This is a genomic window from Cupriavidus sp. WGlv3, assembly GCF_023952475.1.
GTDB lineage: Bacteria > Pseudomonadota > Gammaproteobacteria > Burkholderiales > Burkholderiaceae > Cupriavidus > Cupriavidus phytorum.
In genome coordinates this window covers 78,078-97,364 of record NZ_JALHRX010000020.1, presented here as the reverse complement: position 1 = coordinate 97,364, position 19,287 = coordinate 78,078, and the positions used below count along the sequence as shown (strand labels likewise).

Below are 19,287 nucleotides of genomic sequence, written 5' to 3'. Positions count from 1 at the left end.
TCGAGGGCGCGCTCGCACTTCCTTGCTAGACCCTCCGACGCTGGACAGTGGCACTCAGGATGGCGCCCGCCAGGCAGATTCCACCGAGCAATGCCGCGGCAGGCGTGACACCGTATGTTGCCGACGCGCTTGCAGCGACCGGCAACAGCGCCAGTACGGCCACGTTATTGACGCTTTCCGACAGCGCCAGCACCTTTCCCTTGTTTGCACCGGCCCGCTGCGCGAGGATGGCGGTGCTGGCAGGTGCCGCGATGCCCAGCGCCGCTCCCCAGACCAGCAGGCATCCCAGCGCCACCGGCAGAGCGATCGCGGCCGTCAGGAAAAATGTCATGGAGCAGGCGAGCACCACGGTAGCGAGAACCAGGGTGTTTTCTTCGCGCTGGTAACGCCGGCTGCAATGCCCTGCCAGCATATTGCCGATTCCCAGCCCCAGACCGAATACGGAAACGGCAATGCCGACGGCTCCCACCTCGAGCCCATATCGCATCCGCAGTGCTTCTCCCGCAAAGACGTAGACCGCCACTGCGCTGCCATTCCATGCGCCTTTTGCAAGCAGAAGGCGGAAGATGCCAGCGCTTGCCGTCTTGATGGACGACGCCTTGGTCATGCGGGCGCGTGGTAGATCGCGCGGAATCACGCACCAGCCTAGTCCGAAGGCCGCAAGGCAGCTTCCGGCGATCAACAGAAACGGCGCGCGCCACCCCCACGCCTCCACCAGCAAACCAGCCACGGCGGGCCCAGCTGCAATTCCCGCCGTCATGCCAAGCATGACACCGCCCATGGCGCCGGCTTGTTTCGCCGGCGGTATCCGATCGGCGATCAGGGCGAAGACGGTCGGGATCGTAGCGGCCGCGGACAGGCCACCCAGAATTCGCAGGGCCATGGCGGCCGGCAGTGTCGGCATTAGCGTCAGCGCAATGCTATCCACCGCGAACAGCAGCATGGCAGCGAGCAGCACGCCGCGACGTCCGGTGCGATCCGAGAGCCAACCCATCAACGGCGCCGCCGCGGCGTAGGACAAGGCATAGGCCGAGACCAGTCCCGAGGCATACGCCGGGGACGTGTTGAAGGCCGATGCGAGCGGGGCCAGCATCGGTGCGAGCATGAACTCCGCTGCTCCGACCATGCAGACGGCAAGGGCCAGGACGGGCAGAAGGAACGGCGATGGCATTCGGGAACTCCGAGGGCGAGATGACGGACAGCGCGAAGCGCGCGTCGAGACGGCGCAACGCGACGACATCGATGGCTTAAACCAGCTAAATCGGGGGAATTGAGCCGCGCCGCGGAGTCGGGCGCAGACGGAAGCGGTGCCCGGGGGCACCAGTCAGGCGGGATGGGCGGACCAGGAAAGTCCGCCAGGAAGATGCAGAGATTCTAACGTATTGCCGGGAAAGGGCGCGTTGGCTTAGTCCGCCTCGACCTTCATCGACCTCAACAGCGGCTGCCACTTGTCGCTTTCCGCCTTCAGCAGCGTCCGCAGCCCGTCCGGCGTCTGCTTGTCGACCGGAACGATTTCCGCACCAAGTCCGTCCAGTTTTTTGATCACGGCCGGATCCTTCAGCCCCTTCTGCAATGCCTTGGTCAGGCGTTCGACGGCGGCCGGCGGCGTGCCCCTGGGCGCGTAGATGCCGTGCCATACCTTGACGTCAAAGCCTTTCAGCCCGCCTTCCTGCAACGTTGGGGCCTGCGGCAGCGCCTTGATCCGTGCCGGCGTGGTAACGCCGAACAAGCGCACGCGATCGGCCTGGATATGCGGCAGGGTGGCCGTGGTCTGGTCGCACAGCAGGTCGACCTGGCCGCCCAGCAGCGCGGTCAGCGCGGGACCCGCGCCCTGATAGGGAATGGCGTTCAGCTTGACGTGCACCGATTGTTCGAACAGCAGCCCGCACAGCTGGGACACGGCGCCCAGGCCGGCATTGGCCAGCGACACCTTGTCCTTGTTCTGCGTCACGTACCGGATCAGTTCCGGCACCGTCTTCGCCGGCAGGTCCTTGCGACCCATCAGCGTCATCGGCACGTCCGCCACCTGGCCGACGTAGTCGAAGTCCTTCAGCGGCGCATACGACAGCTTCTTGTACAGCGCCGGCGCGGTCGCCATGCCGTTGTGGTGGATCAGCAGCGTATAGCCGTCGGCCTGCGCGCGGGCGACGAAGGCGGCCGCCACGGTGCCGCCGGCACCGGTGCGGTTTTCCACCACGATGCTCTGGCCAAGGTCTTGCGACATCGCCTGCGCCAGCGTGCGCGCGACGACATCGGTCGGGCCGCCGGCGGAGTAGGGCACGACCAGGGTGATCGGCTTGGCCGGATAGGCATCGGCCGCTGCCGCGCCTGAGGCGCCTGCCATGGCAGAAGCCATTACCAGCATGCCCGCCAGCCATCGCGGCCCGGCGAGCCGATACTTCGCATCCTTCATTGCTGTCTCCAGATAGGTGCCGCGCCGTGGGTCCGGGGCGGCTTGTCAGGGTTGCGCGGCTAGCATGGCGGCAAGCCGCTGCGACAGCAATCTGGTTCTCGTGAAGGATGCCTAATGCATGGTGAAAGATCAGTCTGGCAAAAGCTCAGGCCACCTCGGCCACGCGCACCTCCACCAGCAGTTTTTTCAGCTCCGGCACGCACGAGCCGCAGTTGCCGCCGGCCTTGACGCAGGCCGTGATCTCGGCGGGCGTCTTCAGGTCGTGCTTGCGCACGGCATCGCAAATGGTGTTGCGCCCGACGCCGAAGCAGGAGCACACCGTCGGGCCGGTGTCGGCGCCTTTCTCCATCGGCTGTCCGAGCAGCAGCCCGATGCGGTCGGCGTCTTCCAGACGCTCGCGTCCGAACAGGCCGGCGAGCCAGGCGCGCGACGGCAGCTCGGGACGTGTCGACACATAGACGCAGGCCTCGAGCCGGTCGTCGACGACGTGGCCCGCGTGGTACACGCCGGCGGCGCGGTCTTCGTACTCCAGCCAGTCTGCATCCGGATCGGTCACCCCGAGCAGCGCGCGGGCCCAGGCGGTGCGATCGGCAACGGTGTCGCGGCCGGCAAATTCATAGCGCTGGAACTGGCGACCCTGCACGCGCGTCCAGTAGGTCAGCGCTTCGGCCGGTAGCGCGCGGCGGCTCAGCATGAAGCCATGCCAGTGCACGCCGAACGGCTCGACCCGCACCGGCGTGTGCTTGAACTCGGGCTCGCCGGAAACGGGATCGACCACCGGATTGACCAGCGCGCCGACGCGCGCGTCGGAACTGAACTGTCCGTTCCAGTGGATCGGCACGAACACGCTGCCGCGCGGAATGCCGCCGCCATGCCGCACGCGTGCGACCATCGCGCCCCAGCGGGTGCTGACGCGCGCGAGCTTGCCTTCGCCCACGCCGCACAGCAGCGCGTCCTGCGGGTGCATGTCGACAAAGGGCTCGGGCAGGTGGTCGGCGAGCTTGGCCGACTTGCCGGTGCGCGTCATGGTGTGCCACTGGTCGCGCACGCGGCCGGTGTTCAGGATCAGCGGGAAGTCGTCGTCGGGCGCATGGGCCGGCGCGCGCGGCGGCGTGGCGACAAAGCGGGCGCGGCCATCGGCGTGCGCGTAGCGGCCATCGCCGAACAAGCGCCGCGCATCCTGCGCGCCCTGCGCGGGCACGGGCCACTGCACCGGTTCCAGCGCGTCATAGCGCACCGGGTCCAGGCCGGCCAGTCCGCCGATATCGAATGCGCGCGGCGCGTCATCATTGCGCCATGCGCTCAGGCGCGCGTGTTCGTCGAAGATCTGGTGCGGCCCGGCATAGTCGAAGCCGCTGAAGCCCATGCGGCGTGCCACTTCGCACAGGATGTCCCAGTCGGCGCGCGCTTCGCCCGGCGTCGGAAGGAAGGCGCGCTGGCGCGAAATGCGGCGCTCCGAGTTGGTGACGGTGCCGTCCTTCTCGCCCCAGCCCAGCGCGGGCAGCAGCACATGCGCGGCGGCGTTGGTGTCGGTGCGTTCGATGATGTCGCTGCTGACCACCAGTTCGCACCTGGCCAGTGCGCGGCGCACCTGGTCGGCGTCGGGCAGGCTCACCACCGGGTTGGTGGCGATCACCCAGACCGCCTTGACGCGGCCGGCTTCGATGGCCTCGAACAGCTCCACTGCCTTGAGGCCAGGGCGGTCGGCGATCGCGGGCGATTGCCAGAAGTCCTGCACGACCTCGCGATGCAGCGGGTTGGCCAGTTCCATGTGCGCGGCCAGCATGTTGGCCAGGCCGCCGACCTCGCGCCCGCCCATCGCGTTGGGCTGGCCGGTCAACGAGAACGGGCCCATGCCCGGCTGGCCGATACGGCCGGTGAGCAGGTGGCAGTTGATGATGCTGTTGACCTTGTCGGTGCCGGCCGACGATTGGTTGACGCCCTGTGAGAAGGCCGTCACGGTCTTTCCGGTCTGCGCGAACAATGCGTAGAAGTCGAGCACGTCCCGCAGGTTCAGCTTGCAGGCGCGGGCCACGGCAGCCGGATCGGCGCAGGCGGCGTCAGCGGCCTGCAGGGCTTCATCCAGCCCTGCGGTGCTGGCGGCGACGAAGGCGGTGTTGGCATGTCCCTCACGCGCCAGGTAACTCAGCAGCCCGTTGAACAGCCACACGTCGGTGCCCGGCCGGATCGCCAGGTGCAGGTCGGCGAGTTCGCAGGTGGCGGTGCGGCGCGGGTCGATCGCCACGATCTTCATTTCGGGGCGCGCTTCCTTGGCGCGGGACAGGCGCTGGAACAGGATCGGATGGCACCAAGCGGTGTTCGAGCCCACCAGCACCACCAGGTCGGCCAGTTCCAGGTCGTCGTAGTTGCCCGGCACCAGGTCCTCGCCGAAGGCGCGCTTGTGGCCGGCCACGGCCGACGACATGCACAGGCGCGAGTTGGTGTCGATATTGGCGCTGCCGATGAAGCCCTTCATCAGCTTGTTGGCGACGTAGTAGTCCTCGGTCAGCAGCTGGCCCGAGACGTAGAGCGCGACCGAATCCGGACCATGGCGGCGGATGATGTCGGTGAAGCCTTGCGCCACGGTGTCGAGCGCGTGGTCCCACGATACCTGCCGCAACTGGCCGTCGGCGTCGCGCAGCTTGGGATGGAGCAGGCGGCCGTCCAGGTCGACCGTTTCGCCCAGCGCCGAGCCCTTGACGCAGAGCCGTCCCTGGTTGGACGGATGCTGCGCGTCGCCCGCGATCTCGACCTGGCCGTCGGCGCGCACCGAGGCACGCACGCCGCAGCCGACGCCGCAGTACGGGCACGTGGTGGCGGTGGTAGTGGTCAGGGTTGCGGATACAACCGGGATGTCGGACAGGTTCACGCGTTCTCCGTGCGGGGGCGTTATATGGGCTTGGGTGACGCTAGGCAGCCAGCGCTTCGCACTGCGCCTTGCCGAACAGCAGGCGCTGGCGCAGCGCCGCCACCGGTGTGCGTTGCTGGATCAGCTCGAAATACCAGGCACCATCCTGCACGTCGCCGTACAGCACGGCTCCGACCAGGCGCCCGTCCTGCAGCACCAATCGCTTGTAGACGCCGCGGCGCGCGTCGCGCAGCACCAGGTCTTCACTGCCTTCGCTGCCGATGAAGTCGCCGGCGGAGTACAGGTCGACGCCCGTGACTTTCAGCTTGGTGGCGGTGGCTTGCTGCACGTAGCGGCGATGGCCGGCACCGGCCAGGTGCGCGGCGCACACGCGCGCCTGGTCCCAGATCGGCGCGACCAGGCCGAAGGTGGCCTGGCGATGCTGCACGCACTCGCCGACGGCGTAGATGCGCGGATCGTAGGTCTGCAGCGTGTCGTCGACGACGATGGCGCGCTCGCAGTGCAGGCCGGCGCCGGCGGCCAGTTCGATATTGGGGCGAACGCCGGCCGTCATCACCACCAGGTCGGCGGGAATCTCGCTGCCGTCCTTGAAGCGCACCCCGGTAACGCGTTCGCTGCCGAGGATCTCCGCGGTCTGCGCGCTCAGCAGGAAGCGCAGGCCCTTGCGTTCCAGCGCGCCCTTGAGTAGCGTGGCGGCGGGCTTGTCGAGCTGGCGCTCCATCAGGCAGTCGGCCAGGTGCACCACGGTCACGTCCATGCCCTGGCGCAGCAGGCCGTTGGCCGCCTCCAGCCCCAGCAGGCCGCCACCGATCACCACCGCGTGGCGATGGTTGCGCGCGGCCTGCAGCATGGTCTCGACGTCCTGGATGTCGCGGAACGCGATCACGCCATCGAGCTGGTGGCCCGGCACCGGAATGATGAACGGCTTGGAGCCGGTGGCCAGCAGCAGGCGGTCATAGCGCACCTCGCGTCCCGAGGCGGAACGCACCACGCGGCGCGGCCGGTCGATCGAGACCACGGGATCGCCGGCGAGCAGCTCGATGCCGTTCTCTTCATACCACTCGCGCGTGTTCAGCATGATGTCCGCCACCGTCTTCTCGCCGGCCAGCACGGGCGACAGCAGGATGCGGTTGTAGTTGCCGTGCGGCTCGGCGCCGAACACCGTGATGTCGTACAGGTCCGGCGCCAGGCGCAGCAGTTCCTCGACGGTGCGCATGCCGGCCATGCCGTTGCCGACGACGACCAGGCGCGGCCGGGCTTGAGGGTTGGCGGAAGGCGTCATGCCGGCATCTCCGTTGGCAGGGCAGGTGGACAGGGGCAGCATCGATCGGGGCTGGGAGGCAGAGTCAGGCGGCGAGTTCTTCCTCGGCCTCGCGCACATCCACGCCGGCGGCGATCCACACCTTGCCGTCATAGACGCGCGCGGCGTAGGCGTTGACCGACTGCTCGGGCGCCTCCAGGCATTCGCCGGTGCGCAGGTCGAAGTGGTGCTTGTAGATCGGCGAGGCCACCACCAGCCGTTCGCCGAGGTTGCCGACCAGCCCGCGCGACAGCACCGCGGCCTGCGCGTTGGGATCGAAGTTGTCGATGGCGTAGACCTCGTCGCCGCGGCCGATGCGGAAGACCGCAACCTGCCGGTCGTCGACCAGCGCGCACACACCAGTATTGGGCACGATATCGCGTACGGTGCAGATGGCGGTCCAGGTTTCGGGATGGTGGGGATGGCTCATCACGTTCTCCTTGTTTGCGGGCACGGTCAGGCGGCTTTCGCGGGAATGGACACCACGGGAATGTGGCTCAGCCGGGAGCGTTGCAAGTTCCGTTCCTCCGGCGTGGCCGGGCGGATCTGGCCGCGTTCTTCGATGAAGACCAGGTTGTCGTCGCGGCGATCGCTGTTGACGAAATGGCGGAAGCGCTTGCGCGTCTCGGGGTCGGTCACGGCCTTCTTCCACTCGTCTTCATAGGTGTCGACCACGTGCTGCATCTCGGCTTCCAGCTCGGCGGCGATGCCCAGCTTGTCGTCGAGCACTACGGCCTTCAGGTAGTCCAGGCCGCCCTCGAGGTTGTCGCGCCAGACGCTGGTGCGCTGCAGGCGGTCGGCGGTGCGCACGTAGAACATCAGCAAGCGGTCGATGTAGCGCACCAGCGTGTCGTGGTCGAGGTCGCTCGCCAGCAGCTCGGCATGGCGCGGCTTCATGCCGCCGTTGCCGCACACGTACAGGTTCCAGCCCTTGTCGGTGGCGATCACGCCGACGTCCTTGCCCTGCGCCTCGGCGCATTCGCGGGTGCAGCCGGACACGCCGAACTTGATCTTGTGCGGCGCGCGCAGGCCCTTGTAGCGGTTTTCCAGCTCGATCGCGAGGCCGACCGAATCGCCCACGCCATAGCGGCACCAGGTCGAGCCCACGCACGACTTCACCGTGCGCAGCGCCTTGCCGTAGGCATGCCCGGATTCAAAGCCGGCCGCGATCAGTTCTTCCCAGATATAGGGCAGTTCCTCGGCACGCGCACCAAACAGGTCCACGCGCTGGCCGCCGGTGATCTTGGTGTAGAGGCCGTATTTCTTCGCGACCTGGCCGACGGCGATCAGGCCTTCGGGCGTGACTTCGCCGCCCGGCATGCGCGGCACCACCGAGTAGGTGCCGTCCTTCTGGATGTTGGCCAGGTAGTAATCGTTGGAGTCCTGCAGGCTGGCGTGCTCTTCCTTCAGCACGAACTCGTTCCAGCACGAGGCCAGGATGCTGCCCACGGTGGGCTTGCAGATATCGCAGCCCAGGCCGTTGCCGTGCGCATGCAGCAGCGCGTCGAAGCTCTTGTGCTGGCCCACGCGCACCAGGTGATACAGCTCCTGGCGCGAGTACGGGAAGTGCTCGCAGAGATGGTTGTTGACCGCCATCCCTTGCTTCTTCATCTCGGCCTTCATGATCTGCGTCACCAGCGGCACGCAGCCGCCGCAGGCGGTGCCGGCCTTGGTGCAGGTCTTGAGCGCGCCGATGCTGGTCGAGCCATCGCAGACGGCGGCGCAGATCTCGCCCTTCGAGACGTTGTTGCACGAGCAGATCTGCGCGGTGTCGGGCAGGGCGTCGGCGCCCAGCGCCGGTTTGGCCTTGCCGCTGCTGTCGGGCAGGATCAGGAATTCCGGCGACTCCGGCAGCTCGATCTTGTTGAGCATCATCTGCAGCAGCGTGCCGTACTCGCTGGCATCGCCGATCAGCACGCCGCCCAGCAGGTACTTGCCGCAATCGGACACCACCAGTTTCTTGTAGACCTCCTTGCGGTCGTCGCTGAACTGGTAGATGCGCGCGCCCGGCACGGTGCCGTGCGGGTCGCCGATGCTGGCCACGTCCACGCCCATCAGCTTGAGCTTGGTGCTCATGTCGGCGCCGCCGAACTCGGCCGCCTCGCCGCGCAGGTGGCGCGCGGCCACGCGGGCCATGTCGTAGCCCGGGGCCACCAGGCCGTAGATCTTGCCGTCCCACAGCGCGCATTCGCCGATCGCGTAGATGTCCGGGTCCGAGGTGCGGCAGTTGTTGTCGACCGAGATGCCGCCGCGCGCGCCGACTTCCAGGCCGCTGGCGCGCGCCAGCTCGTCGCGCGGGCGGATGCCGGCGGAGAACACGATCATGTCGGTGTCCAGATGCGTGCCGTCGGCGAACACCATGCGATGGGTGCCTTCCTCGCCGTCGACGATCTCGACGGTGTTCTTGCCGGTATGCGCGGTCACGCCCAGGCCGGCGATCTTCTGGCGCAGCATGCGGCCACCGCCTTCGTCGACCTGCACCGCCATCAGGCGCGGCGCGAATTCCACCACATGCGTCTGCAGGCCCATGTCACGCAGCGCCTTGGCGCATTCCAGGCCGAGCAGGCCGCCGCCGACCACCACGCCGGTCTTCGAGCGCGCACCGCATTCCTGCATCGCTTCGAGGTCTTCGATGGTGCGATAGACGAAGCAGTCCTTGCGGTCCTTGCCCGGCACCGGCGGCACGAACGGGTACGAACCGGTGGCGAGGACCAGCTTGTCATAGAACAAGGTCTCGCCGGTGGAGACCTTGACCGTGCGCGCGGCGCGGTCGATCTCCACCGCACGGGCATTCAGGCGCAGCAGCATGTTGTTGTGCTGCTCGAAGAAGCCCGCCGGCACCAGCGACAGGTCTTCCGCCGACTTGCCGGAGAAGAACTCGGACAGGTGCACGCGATCGTAGGCGGGACGCGGTTCTTCGCACAGCACGGTCACTTCCAGGTTGTCCGCACCGGCTCGCGCCAGCGATTCCAGGAACTTGTGACCCACCATGCCGTGGCCGACGATGATCAGTTTCATGATGCTTTCCTTGTCCGGTAGTCAGTCTTTGCTGCTTGTGGTGCTTGTAGTGCTGTGGGGCGATAGGGCATTCAGTTGGCCAGCGCGCTGTCGTACAGCGCCTGCTCGCGGGCCTTGTGCTCGGCGCTGAAGCGGATGGCGATGGCGCACAGCGCGGCGATGGTGGCCAGTACGCCCAGCACCGTCAGGGTCTGCTGCACGTTGCCCAGGCCCTTGAGAAGGAAGCCCGCGGCCACCGCGCCGACGTTGCCGCCCGCGCCGATGATCCCGGCCACGCCGCCCAGCGCCTTGCGGTCGATGAAGGGCACTAGCGCATAGGTGGCGCCGCATGCCATGTGCGTGAACAGGCCGAACAGCAGCATCGCCACCACCGCCATGGCCACGTTGCCGGCCTGCGCGAACCACAGCAGGCCCAGGCCTTCGCCCAGGATCAGCACGAACAGCAGCGTGGCGCGCGCATCCAGGCCGCGCCGGCGCGCCGCCTTGTCCGACAGCCAGCCGCCCAGCGCGCGGGCGAACAGCGCCAGCAAACCAAAGCTTGCGGCGGCCATGCCGGCGGCCTTCAGGCTCAGGCCAAACTGGTCGACGTAGTACATCGCGGCGATGTTGTGGATGAAGATCTCCACGCCGAAGCAGGCGCCGTAGGTGATGAACAGCAGCCACACACGGTAGTTGGCGCTGGCGGCGCGGAAGCTGGCCCATCCACCACCCTTGCCACCATCCTTGCCGCTGATCTCCAGGCCCTGCGCGCGCAGGTCCGAGTAGTTGCCTTCCGGGCAATCCTGCGTGAAGCGGTAATAGACCACCGCCATCACCAGCATCAGCACGCCCGGCACCAGCAGCGCGATGCGCCAGCCGAAGGCGTGGTCCGCGCCCATCATCAGCACTGCCGCCAGCACCAGCGGCATCAGCGCCTGCGCGGCGCCGCCGCCGGCGTTGCCCCAGCCGGCCGAGGCCGCGTTGGCGGTGCCGACCACGTTGGGCGCGAACATCACCGAGGTGTGGTACTGCGTGATCACGAAGCTGGCGCCGACTGCGCCGATCAGCAGGCGGAACACCAGGAAGGTTTCGTAGTTCTGCGCCAGCGCCACGCCCAGCACCGGCAGCGCGCCCAGCGCCAGCAGGCCAGTATAGGTCTTGCGCGGGCCGAAGCGATCGCACATCGGGCCGATCACCAGGCGCACCAGGATCGTCACCGCGACCGCGGCGATATTGATGTTGGCGATCTGGCCGGCGCTCAGGCCGAACTCGCCTTTGAGTACCGGCATCAGCGGCGCGCAGGCAAACCACGCGAAGAAACAGACGAAGAACGCCATCCAGGTCAGGTGGAAGGCGCGCATCTGCGGGGTGCTCAAGCTCAGCAGCTCGATGCGGGTGGCTTTGCCGGTCATCGTCACTTGCTCCAAAAACAAATGGCGTCCCGCAAACCGGCCGTGAAGCCGGTTCAGGGGACGCCGTTGTCCTGACAGCCGCTACATGGGATAGGGGCTGTGTATGTGGGGGTGGGCCGGTCGCCGTTGACGGGCCCGGACCCTTTTACGCAAGGGGTGTGCCAGCTTGTTATGTGACGGGCAATGGCGTGTGCAGGCCTGCTGGTGGAGGCGCAAGCGGGTGGAATGCGCTGTGGTGGGGCGGGCGGGTGGTGCGCGGCACGCTCATGGTGCAGTGCGGTGGACTGCGCTGGTGCGGTGCGGCACCGGCGGCAAGGAAGGCCGGGGCGTCAGCCGCCGGAGGGCTTCTGCACCGGGATGATCTGCATGTCGCGCGGCGACACCTCGGCGCCATCCTCGTCGACCAGCGCCGCGCGCACCAGCTTGCCGTTGGCGCGCGAGCGGATTTCGACCGGGCCGCCGTCGGGCGCCATGTGGCAGTCGCCCCATTGCATCAGGCCGACCAGCACCGGCAGCAGCTCGACCGCGGCACGGGTGGGGCGGTACTCGAAGCGCTCACGTTCGCCGGGTTCGCGGTAGCCGACCTTGCGCAGCAGGCCGGCATCGGTCAGCGTCTTGAGCCGCGCCGACAGCACCGCCGGCGAGCATTCCAGCCGGCGCAAGAAGTCGTCGAAGCGCGTCACGCCGTGGAAAACGTCGCGCAGGATCAGGATCGTCCACTTTTCGCCGATCAGCGACAGCGTGGAGGCGATCGAGCAATGGCGGAGATCGGACGCAGTGGTGGTCATGATGCCGTGAAGCATAGCATGCTGACTTCATTTGCAAAAGTCAGGTTATCTCCTATACTCTGGCTACAAATTATGAATCCAGAGGGTGGCAGCATGGATCTCCAGGGCTTGGCGCGCGGCGGCGTGACAGAAAGCTGGACGGCGGGACGGGGCACGCAGGTGACGCTGCGCCGCACCCGGGTTCAGGATGGCGCGGCGCTGCGCGCGATGGTGGACGCGCTGTCGCGGGAGAGCCGCTACTTCCGCTTCCTGACCGGTGGACGCGTGGTGGACGAAATCGTCGCCGGCCTGGCCGCGCCCGGCGACGGTGGCGTGGCGCTGGTGGTGGTCGCGCCTGGAGCGGACGGCAGCCAGACCATCGTCGCCAGCGCGGAATATGTCGTGTCCGGTCAGATTGCCGAATTCGCGGTGGTGGTGGCCGATGCCTGGCAGGGGCAGGGGCTGGGCCGGCGCCTGATCGCCAGGCTGTGCGAGCTGGCGCGCGCGGCCGGGCTGCACGGACTGCGCGGCGACGTGCTCAGCGAGAACCGGCGCATGCTCGCGATCCTGCAAGGGCTGGGCTTTGTCAGCCGCCGCAACCCGGAGGACAGCTTCCTCCATGAAGTCTCGCTGTCGCTGGCCCAGCCGGCGCGCAGCGCGCAACGGCTGCCGGCGGACTGGTTCAGCGCGCGCTGACCGGCAGCGCGCTCAAGCCTCAGCCGGCTTCGCGCTTGCCGCGCGAAGTCATGGTACAGCCGACCGAGGCCGTGATGATGCTGGCGATCGCCAGCCACTGCACCGTGTTCAGCTGTTCATGCAGGAACACTAGGCCGGCCAGCGCGCCCATGGCCGGCTCCATGCTCAGCAGAATGCCGAAGGTGCGCCGGTGCAGGCGCTTGAGCGCGACCATCTCGAGCGAATAGGGAATCGCGCTCGACAGGATGCCGACCGCCAGCCCGAACAGCAGCAGCGTCGGACTGAACATCGCGGTGCCCGCGTGCGCCAGCCCGAACGGCAGCACCACCAGTGCGGCCATGGTCAGCCCCAGCGACGTCGCCTGCCCGCCGTGGGCGTTGCCCGCCAGCTGCCCGAACACGATATACAGTGCCCAGCCCACGCCGGCGGCGAGCGCATAGCCGATGCCGACCGGATCGAGCGTGCCGGCGGCAGCGCCGACCGGCAGCAACAGCAGCAGCCCGGTCACGGCAAAGGCAATCCACAGGAAATCGATCGCGCGCCGCGACGACAGCACCGCCACCGCCAGCGGCCCGGTGAACTCGATCGCGATCGCCAGCCCCAGCGGAATGGTCCGCAGCGACATGTAGAACAGCAGGTTGGTGGCGCCCAGCGCCGCGCCGTACAGCGCGATCGCGCGCGCGTTGGCGCGGGTCAGCGGCATGCGCCACGGGCGCCAGACGCACAGCAGGATCAGCGCGGAAAAGCTCACCCGCAGCGCCGTGGTGCCCTGCGCGCCCAGCGCGGAGAACAGGCTCTTGGCAAACGAGGTGCCGATGCACAGCGAGGCCATCGAGCCGGTCAGGGCCAGTACGGCGATCAGGGTCGAGTGGCGGTGGGCGGTGGCGTGCTGCAAGGTCGGGTCCTGTATCGAGGTTGGGGCCGGTGCGAATGCTGCCGCATCATGCGGCAAGCGCGGCGCGGGCGCCATATACAGGTGCGTGCAGGCGGCTCAGTACAGTTGCGCCGCGTGCGGCCGGAGCGAGGAGCCAGGCTGCGGCTCAGTGCTGGCGCGCCGCGGCCTTGCGCCGCTTGCCGGGCTTGCCGGCGCAATCCGGGCAGCGCCCCAGCAGCGTCAGTTCGTGGTGCTCCACCACGAAGCCGGGCGGCGTGATCTCTTCCAGGTGGCCGGGGCACCCTTCCAGCGGAAACACTCGGTCGCACGTCAGGCACTGGAAATAGTGGCGATGCGTCACCGCGCCCGGTTCCTCCGCCAATTCATAACGGTCCGCCTGGCCGGGCAATTCCACCGCGTGCACCTGCGCATCGTCGAGCAGGGCACGGAGATTGCGATAGACCGTGGCCAGGCCCAGGGACGGCACCTGGCGCTGGGCCGCGGCCAGGATCTCGGCCGGGCTCAGCGGCCGGCCGGCTTCGCGCAGCGCGTCGATCACGGCGCCACGTTGACGGGTCATGCGTTCCATGCCTAGAATCTTAGTGAGAATCTATTATCATTAATGAGTCGCCGCGGTTTGCCAGTCGGATGGCCGCCGCGGCGACTCGTTTTTTTGGGGTGTTCCTTATGCTGCTTGCGCAGCCCAGCCGTGCCCGGCACCCGGTGCCGCTTTCCTTCCTGCGCGTGGTATGCCGGCCGTTGCCGGCGCGGCGGCCACTGGCCGCACTGATGCTGGCGATGTCCGGCCTGGCCGACGCGGCCGAACCCGCGCAGGCCTCCGATATTACGCTGCCAACCGTTTCGGTGACCGGCACGGCCACCGCATCATACAACCCGCCCGATGCCTCGGGCGCGACCCGCACCGACACGCCGCTGCGCGAGATCCCGCAGTCGGTGCGCGTGGTGCCGCGCGCCATGCTCGACGACCTTGCCGCGACCCGCTTCGACCAGACCTTCGATTACGTCAGTGGCGTCGCGCGCCAGAACAACTTCGGCGGGCTGTGGGACAACTTTGCGATGCGCGGCTTCACTGGCAACGAGAACACCGGTGCCGGCTACCTGGTCAACGGCTTCGCCGCCAACCGCGGCTATACCGCGCCGCTGGACGCGGCCACCATCGACCGCGTCGAGGTGCTCAAGGGCCCGACTTCATCGCTGTACGGCAGCAGCGAGCCCGGCGGCACCTTCAACGTGGTCACGCGCCAGCCGCAGTTCCGGCCCGCGCAGCGCTACGGCTTCGAGCTGGGCACGCGCGACGGCTACCGCGCCACCGCCGACGTCACCGGCCCGCTGGGCGAAGACATCGCCGGCCGGCTGATCGCGGTGGCTGACCACCAGGGCAGCACCCGCGACTTCATCCACAGCCAGCGCTACCTGGTCGCACCGTCGATCACGTGGATGCTCGGCAACGACACCATCCTGCAGTACGCAGCGGAATTCCAGCGCTACACCACGCCGATGGACCGCGGCGTGGTCGCCGTCAACGGCCAGCTGGGCCGCATCCCGCGCTCGCGCTTCCTGGGCGAGCCCGGCGACGGCAGCCTGCGCCTGGACAGCCAGTCGCACCAGCTCAGCGTGGAGCACCAGTTCTCGCCGCAGTGGCAGGGCAGGCTCGGCCTTTCATACCGCGGCGGCGCGCTGGCGGGACATTCGAGCGAGGCCACCGCGCTTGCCGCCGACGGCCGCACGCTGTGGCGCCAGCACCGCTACCGCGACTTCCAGTCCGACGATGTCTCGCTGCAGGCCAGCGTGACCGGCAAGTTCAATACCGGCCCGGTCGGGCATGAACTGCTGCTGGGCGTCGACGCCTACCGCTTTGGCAACACCATGGCGATCCTGCGCAGGAACCCGAGCGCCGCGGCGCCGTACGCGATCGACATCTATGACCCGGTCTATGGCCAGCCGGCGCCGCCGCTGGCCTGGAACATGGACACCTACGAGCGCCAGCACAATGTCGGCGCTTACGCGCAGGACCAGCTGAGCCTGGGCGAGCGCTGGCGCGTGCTGGCCGGCGTGCGCTTCGACAGCTTCAGCCAGTCGCTGGACGACCACCTGCGCGGCACCCGCACCACGCAGCACCACAACGCGGTGTCGCCGCGCGTGGGCGTGAGCTACCTGGCCAGCAACAACCTGTCGCTGTTCGCCAACGCCAGCCAGTCGTTCCGCCCCAATGCCGGCACCGACGCCGCCGGCCAGCCGTTCGATCCAGAGCGCGGCCGCGCACTGGAGGCCGGCATCAAGTTGGACAGCGACGACCGCCGCACCGGCGCCACGCTGGCCGTGTTCGAGATCCGCAAGCGCAATGTGCTGGCCGCCGACCCGGCCGATCCCTCGTTCTATGTCGCCGCAGGCGAGGCCCGCAGCCGCGGCGTCGAGCTCGACGTGGCCGGGCAGCTCGGCGCGCACTGGCGCGTCTCGGGCAGCTTCGCGCTGACCGATGCCGAGATCACGCAGGACACCCGCCTTGCCCCCGGCACGCCGTTGTCAAACGTGCCGCGTACCAGCGCCAGCCTGCTGGCGATGTATGAGGACGCGGCGCCGGTGGGGCAGCGCTATGGCGCAGGCGCCGGCTTGCGTTATGTCGGACGACGCCCGGGCGACGTGCAGGACAGCTTCTCCTTGCCCGCTTATGTGCTGGTGGACCTGCACGGCTACTGGCAATACAGCCGCCGCGTGCGCGTGTCGCTCAACCTCGGCAACCTGTTCGACAAGACCTATTACGCCAGCTCGTACAGCAGCCTGTGGGTGGCGCCAGGCGCGGGCCGCAGCGTGCGGCTGGGCGTGCAGCTGAGCTACTGAGCAGGGAACGATGATGCCGTCATCCTTGGCGCGGACTGCCCTTGGCCCGCCCCACCGGCTGCTGTCGATCGACGCGCTGCGTGGGCTGGTGATGCTGATCATGCTGTTGGACCACGTGCGCGACATGTTCTTCCTGCACGTGCCGGTCGCCGATCCGATGGATGTCGCCGCCACCTCGCCGGCACTGTTCTTTTCACGGCTGCTGGCCCACCTGTGCGCGCCGGTGTTCATCGCGCTGGCGGGCGTCTCGGCCTGGCTTTACGGCAGCGCCGGGCACGACCGGCGCGCGGTCAGCGGCTTCCTGCTCAGGCGCGGCCTGTTCCTGGTGTTGCTGGAGCTGACCCTGGTGGGCTTTGCCTGGACCTGGCGCCTGCCGCCGCAGGTGATCTACCTGCAGGTGATCTGGGCCATCGGCCTGAGCATGATGGCGCTGGCCGCGCTGGTGTGGCTGCCGCGCGCGGCGCTGGTCGCGACAGGCGTGGCACTGGTGGCGGGGCACAACCTGCTGAGCCCGCTGCACTTCGCGGCTGACAGTGCCTGGCACGTGCCCTGGGCGATCCTGCACGACCGCACCTGGATCGAGGTGGCCGATGGCCTGCGCGTGCGCACCTCATATCCGGTGCTGCCGTGGATCGGCGTGATCGCGCTGGGCTATGCGGCGGGGCCGTGGTTTGCCGCAGCCATGCCTGCCCCTGCGCGCCACCTGAGGCTGGCCGCCTGCGGCCTGGCGGGGCTGGCAGGGTTTGCGTGGCTGCGCGCGCTCAACGGCTACGGACAGGAACAGAAGTGGATGCCCGGCGCGGATGCGCTGCATACCGCGATGAGCTTCCTCAACGTGATCAAGTACCCGCCGTCGCTGCTGTTCCTGCTGCTGACGCTGGGCACCGGCTGCCTGCTGCTGCTGTGGCTGGAGCGCGTGCAGGGCGGCCGGGCGGCGCGTTGCCTGGCCGTGTTCGGCGCGGTGCCGATGTTCTTCTACCTGCTGCACCTGTATGTGCTGCAGGGCCTGTACCAGCTGTGTGTGCAGCGCTGGGGGCTGAACCAGGGGCGCGTGTTCGGCCTGGACCATGTCTGGCAGCTGTGGCTGGCGGCAATGGTGCTGGCGCTGCTGCTGTGGCCGGCGGTGCGCTGGTTCGCGGCGCTGAAGGCGACGCGGCGGGACTGGCGCTGGCTGAAGTACTTCTGACCAGCGCCGCGCCCCATCGCGCGAGCCTTAGCGTGGTGCAGTGGCGGCAGCGGCCGGCTGCACCGTCGCCGTGGCCGGCGCCTGCGGTTGCGTCGCGGGCTGCGGCTGCGCGACGGGTTGTTGCTGTGCGACGGCTTGAGGCTGCGCGACCGGCTGCTGCTGTGCGACGGCTTGCGGCTGCGCAATGGCTTGTTGCTGCGCGACAGCTTGCGGCTGCGCCACTGCCTGAGGTCGCGCGACGGCTTGCGGTTGCGCCACGGCCTGAGGCTGCGCGGCGACCTGGGGCCGCGCCGCGGCTTGCGGCCGGGCAGCGGGCGCCGCATTGGTCCCGCCGCTCGCTACCGGAGCGGCCTCGGTCAGTTCACGCCAGCCGCCGCCCAGCGCCTTGTACAGCGATACGCGGCTGGTCAGCCCGGCCAGCTTGTAGGTGATCAGCGCCTGCTGCGCGGTGAAGAGCTCTCGCTGCGCGTCGAACACGCCGAAGTAGTCGTCCACGCCGTTCTTGAAGCGCATCTCCGACAGCCGACGGGTTTCGCTGCCTTCGCGCACCAGCGCTTCCTGCGCCTGCACCTGGCGCTCGTAGGTGGCGCGTGCCGCCATGCTGTCGGCCACTTCGCGGAATGCGGTCTGGATGGTCTTCTCGTAGTTGGCGATATTGATGTCCTTGCGCACGTTGGCCGCGTCGAGGCCGGCGCGGTTGCGCCCAGCATCGAAGATCGGCACCGTCAGCTGCGGCGCAAAGACCCACGCCATGCCGCCCGAGAACAGCCCGGCCAGGCTGCTGCTGGCCACGCCGAGCGCGCCGGTCAGCGAGATGCGCGGGAAGAACGCCGCGCGCGCCGCGCCGATATTGGCGTTGGCGGCCTTGAGCCGGTGCTCGGCGTCGAGGATGTCGGGCCGGCGCACCAGCACGCTGGAGGGCAGCCCTTCGGGGAACTCGCGCATCAGCATGCGCGCGTCGAGCGGATCCGGCGCCGGGGCATTCGGATTGGCGGGCGCCGCGCCGGCATCGGTCACCGACTTGGGCAGCGGCCCGCCGATCAGCAGCGCCAGCGCGTTCTCGTCCTGCGCGACTTGCCGGGTGTATTGCTCCACGCCCACCTGCGCGGTCTGCACCTGGGTTTGCGCGCGATGCTGGTCCAGTTGCGCCATCGCGCCCACCTGGCGCCCGCGCCGCACCATCTCGGCCGCGTCCTGCTGGGTCTTGAGCGTGTCCTGCGACAGCTGCAGCAGCGCGCGGTCGGCACGCAGCGTCAGGTAGGCGCTGGCGACTTCGGCCACCAGGCTGATCTGCGCGCTGCGGCGCGCCTCTTCGGTGGCCATGTATTCCTCCAGCGCGGCATGCTTGAGGCTGCGCACGCGGCCGAAGAAGTCCAGCTCGAACGCGGTCAGGCCGATGCCGGCGTTGTAGGTGGTGATCTGCGGCGACTGTCCCGCCGCGCGCAGCCGTTGCGGCAGCCGCTGCGACACCATGCCGGCACTGCCTTCCACGGTGGGGAACTGCGCCGCGCGCTGGATCTGGTACAGCGCGCGCGCTTCGTCGATGGCCAGCGTAGCCATGCGCAGGTCGCGGTTGTTGGCCAGCGCCAGCTCGATCAGCTGGCGCAGCTGCGGGTCGACGAAGACATCGCGCCAGCCGAGGTCGGCAGCGGAGGGACCGGGGCGCTGCGCCGGCTGGCCCGGCTGCGCGGTGCCATTGGCCGGTTTGGCCTGCGAGGTGCGGTAGGCCGCGCCGTCGGGCCACGCCGACGGGACCGGGGCTTCGGGGCGCTGGTATTGCGGCTCCAGCGTGCACGCGGCAAGCGCCATTACCAGCGCGCCAGGCAGCAGCAGGCGTGGTGGCAGGGCGGCATGGCGGCGGGGGCGGGGCAGGCTTCGCATGGATGGTTCCGGAGAGAGAAAGACTGGGAGCAG

Annotated in this window: 14 protein-coding genes; 3 read left to right on the top strand and 11 right to left on the bottom strand. The window is 68.6% G+C overall.

The window, feature by feature from the left end:
• Positions 1–25: 25 nt before the first annotated feature.
• The 8 genes from MKD38_RS25450 to MKD38_RS25415 all read right to left on the bottom strand — a co-directional run bounded on the left by MKD38_RS25450 (position 26) and on the right by MKD38_RS25415 (position 11,794).
• Entirely contained in the window at positions 26–1,171 is a 1,146-nt protein-coding gene (locus MKD38_RS25450) for an MFS transporter (protein ID WP_252681299.1), read from the bottom strand.
• A gap of 234 nt (positions 1,172–1,405) precedes the next feature.
• Positions 1,406–2,413, bottom strand: a complete 1,008-nt coding sequence (locus MKD38_RS25445; RefSeq protein ID WP_252681297.1) for a tripartite tricarboxylate transporter substrate-binding protein — start codon at positions 2,411–2,413, stop codon at positions 1,406–1,408.
• 145 nt (positions 2,414–2,558) lie between these two features.
• A complete protein-coding gene (locus MKD38_RS25440) occupies positions 2,559–5,282 on the bottom strand; it encodes a molybdopterin-dependent oxidoreductase (RefSeq protein WP_252681295.1) in 2,724 nt (907 codons plus the stop codon).
• A 40-nt stretch (positions 5,283–5,322) separates the two neighbouring features.
• The gene (locus tag MKD38_RS25435; RefSeq protein ID WP_252681291.1) at positions 5,323–6,564 is read right to left on the bottom strand and encodes an NAD(P)/FAD-dependent oxidoreductase; all 1,242 of its coding nucleotides are present in this window, start codon (positions 6,562–6,564) and stop codon (positions 5,323–5,325) included.
• A 64-nt stretch (positions 6,565–6,628) separates the two neighbouring features.
• Entirely contained in the window at positions 6,629–7,012 is a 384-nt protein-coding gene (gene nirD / locus MKD38_RS25430; protein WP_252681290.1) for a nitrite reductase small subunit NirD, read from the bottom strand.
• Between the two features lie 26 nt (positions 7,013–7,038).
• Entirely contained in the window at positions 7,039–9,600 is a 2,562-nt protein-coding gene (nirB, locus tag MKD38_RS25425) for a nitrite reductase large subunit NirB (RefSeq protein ID WP_252681287.1), read from the bottom strand.
• A gap of 71 nt (positions 9,601–9,671) precedes the next feature.
• Complete coding sequence (locus tag MKD38_RS25420; protein WP_252681284.1) at positions 9,672–10,991, bottom strand: NarK family nitrate/nitrite MFS transporter; 1,320 nt, start codon at positions 10,989–10,991, stop codon at positions 9,672–9,674.
• Positions 10,992–11,320: 329 nt separating this feature from the next.
• Entirely contained in the window at positions 11,321–11,794 is a 474-nt protein-coding gene (locus MKD38_RS25415; RefSeq protein WP_252681282.1) for a winged helix-turn-helix transcriptional regulator, read from the bottom strand.
• Positions 11,795–11,872: 78 nt separating this feature from the next.
• Here MKD38_RS25415 and MKD38_RS25410 point away from each other — a divergent pair, with 78 nt between their 5' ends.
• Positions 11,873–12,454, top strand: coding sequence for a GNAT family N-acetyltransferase (locus tag MKD38_RS25410; RefSeq protein ID WP_252681279.1), 582 nt, complete (start codon positions 11,873–11,875; stop codon positions 12,452–12,454).
• A gap of 19 nt (positions 12,455–12,473) precedes the next feature.
• Here MKD38_RS25410 and MKD38_RS25405 read toward each other — a convergent pair whose 3' ends face one another.
• Positions 12,474–13,286 carry an EamA family transporter gene (locus MKD38_RS25405; protein WP_252681310.1) on the bottom strand — a complete coding sequence of 271 codons (813 nt, stop codon included), beginning with the start codon at positions 13,284–13,286 and terminating at the stop codon, positions 12,474–12,476.
• Between the two features lie 208 nt (positions 13,287–13,494).
• Positions 13,495–13,917, bottom strand: coding sequence for a Fur family transcriptional regulator (locus tag MKD38_RS25400; protein WP_252681275.1), 423 nt, complete (start codon positions 13,915–13,917; stop codon positions 13,495–13,497).
• A gap of 98 nt (positions 13,918–14,015) precedes the next feature.
• Between MKD38_RS25400 and MKD38_RS25395 the strand changes: the two genes are divergently transcribed.
• Together MKD38_RS25395 and MKD38_RS25390 are read left to right on the top strand one after the other, a co-directional pair.
• Entirely contained in the window at positions 14,016–16,187 is a 2,172-nt protein-coding gene (locus MKD38_RS25395; protein ID WP_252681274.1) for a TonB-dependent siderophore receptor, read from the top strand.
• Positions 16,188–16,200: 13 nt separating this feature from the next.
• Entirely contained in the window at positions 16,201–17,373 is a 1,173-nt protein-coding gene (locus MKD38_RS25390; RefSeq protein ID WP_371925747.1) for an acetyltransferase domain-containing protein, read from the top strand.
• A 27-nt stretch (positions 17,374–17,400) separates the two neighbouring features.
• Here the strand turns inward: MKD38_RS25390 and MKD38_RS25385 are convergent, their stop codons facing one another.
• Complete coding sequence (locus MKD38_RS25385; RefSeq protein ID WP_305882535.1) at positions 17,401–19,254, bottom strand: efflux transporter outer membrane subunit; 1,854 nt, start codon at positions 19,252–19,254, stop codon at positions 17,401–17,403.
• Positions 19,255–19,287: the final 33 nt, after the last annotated feature.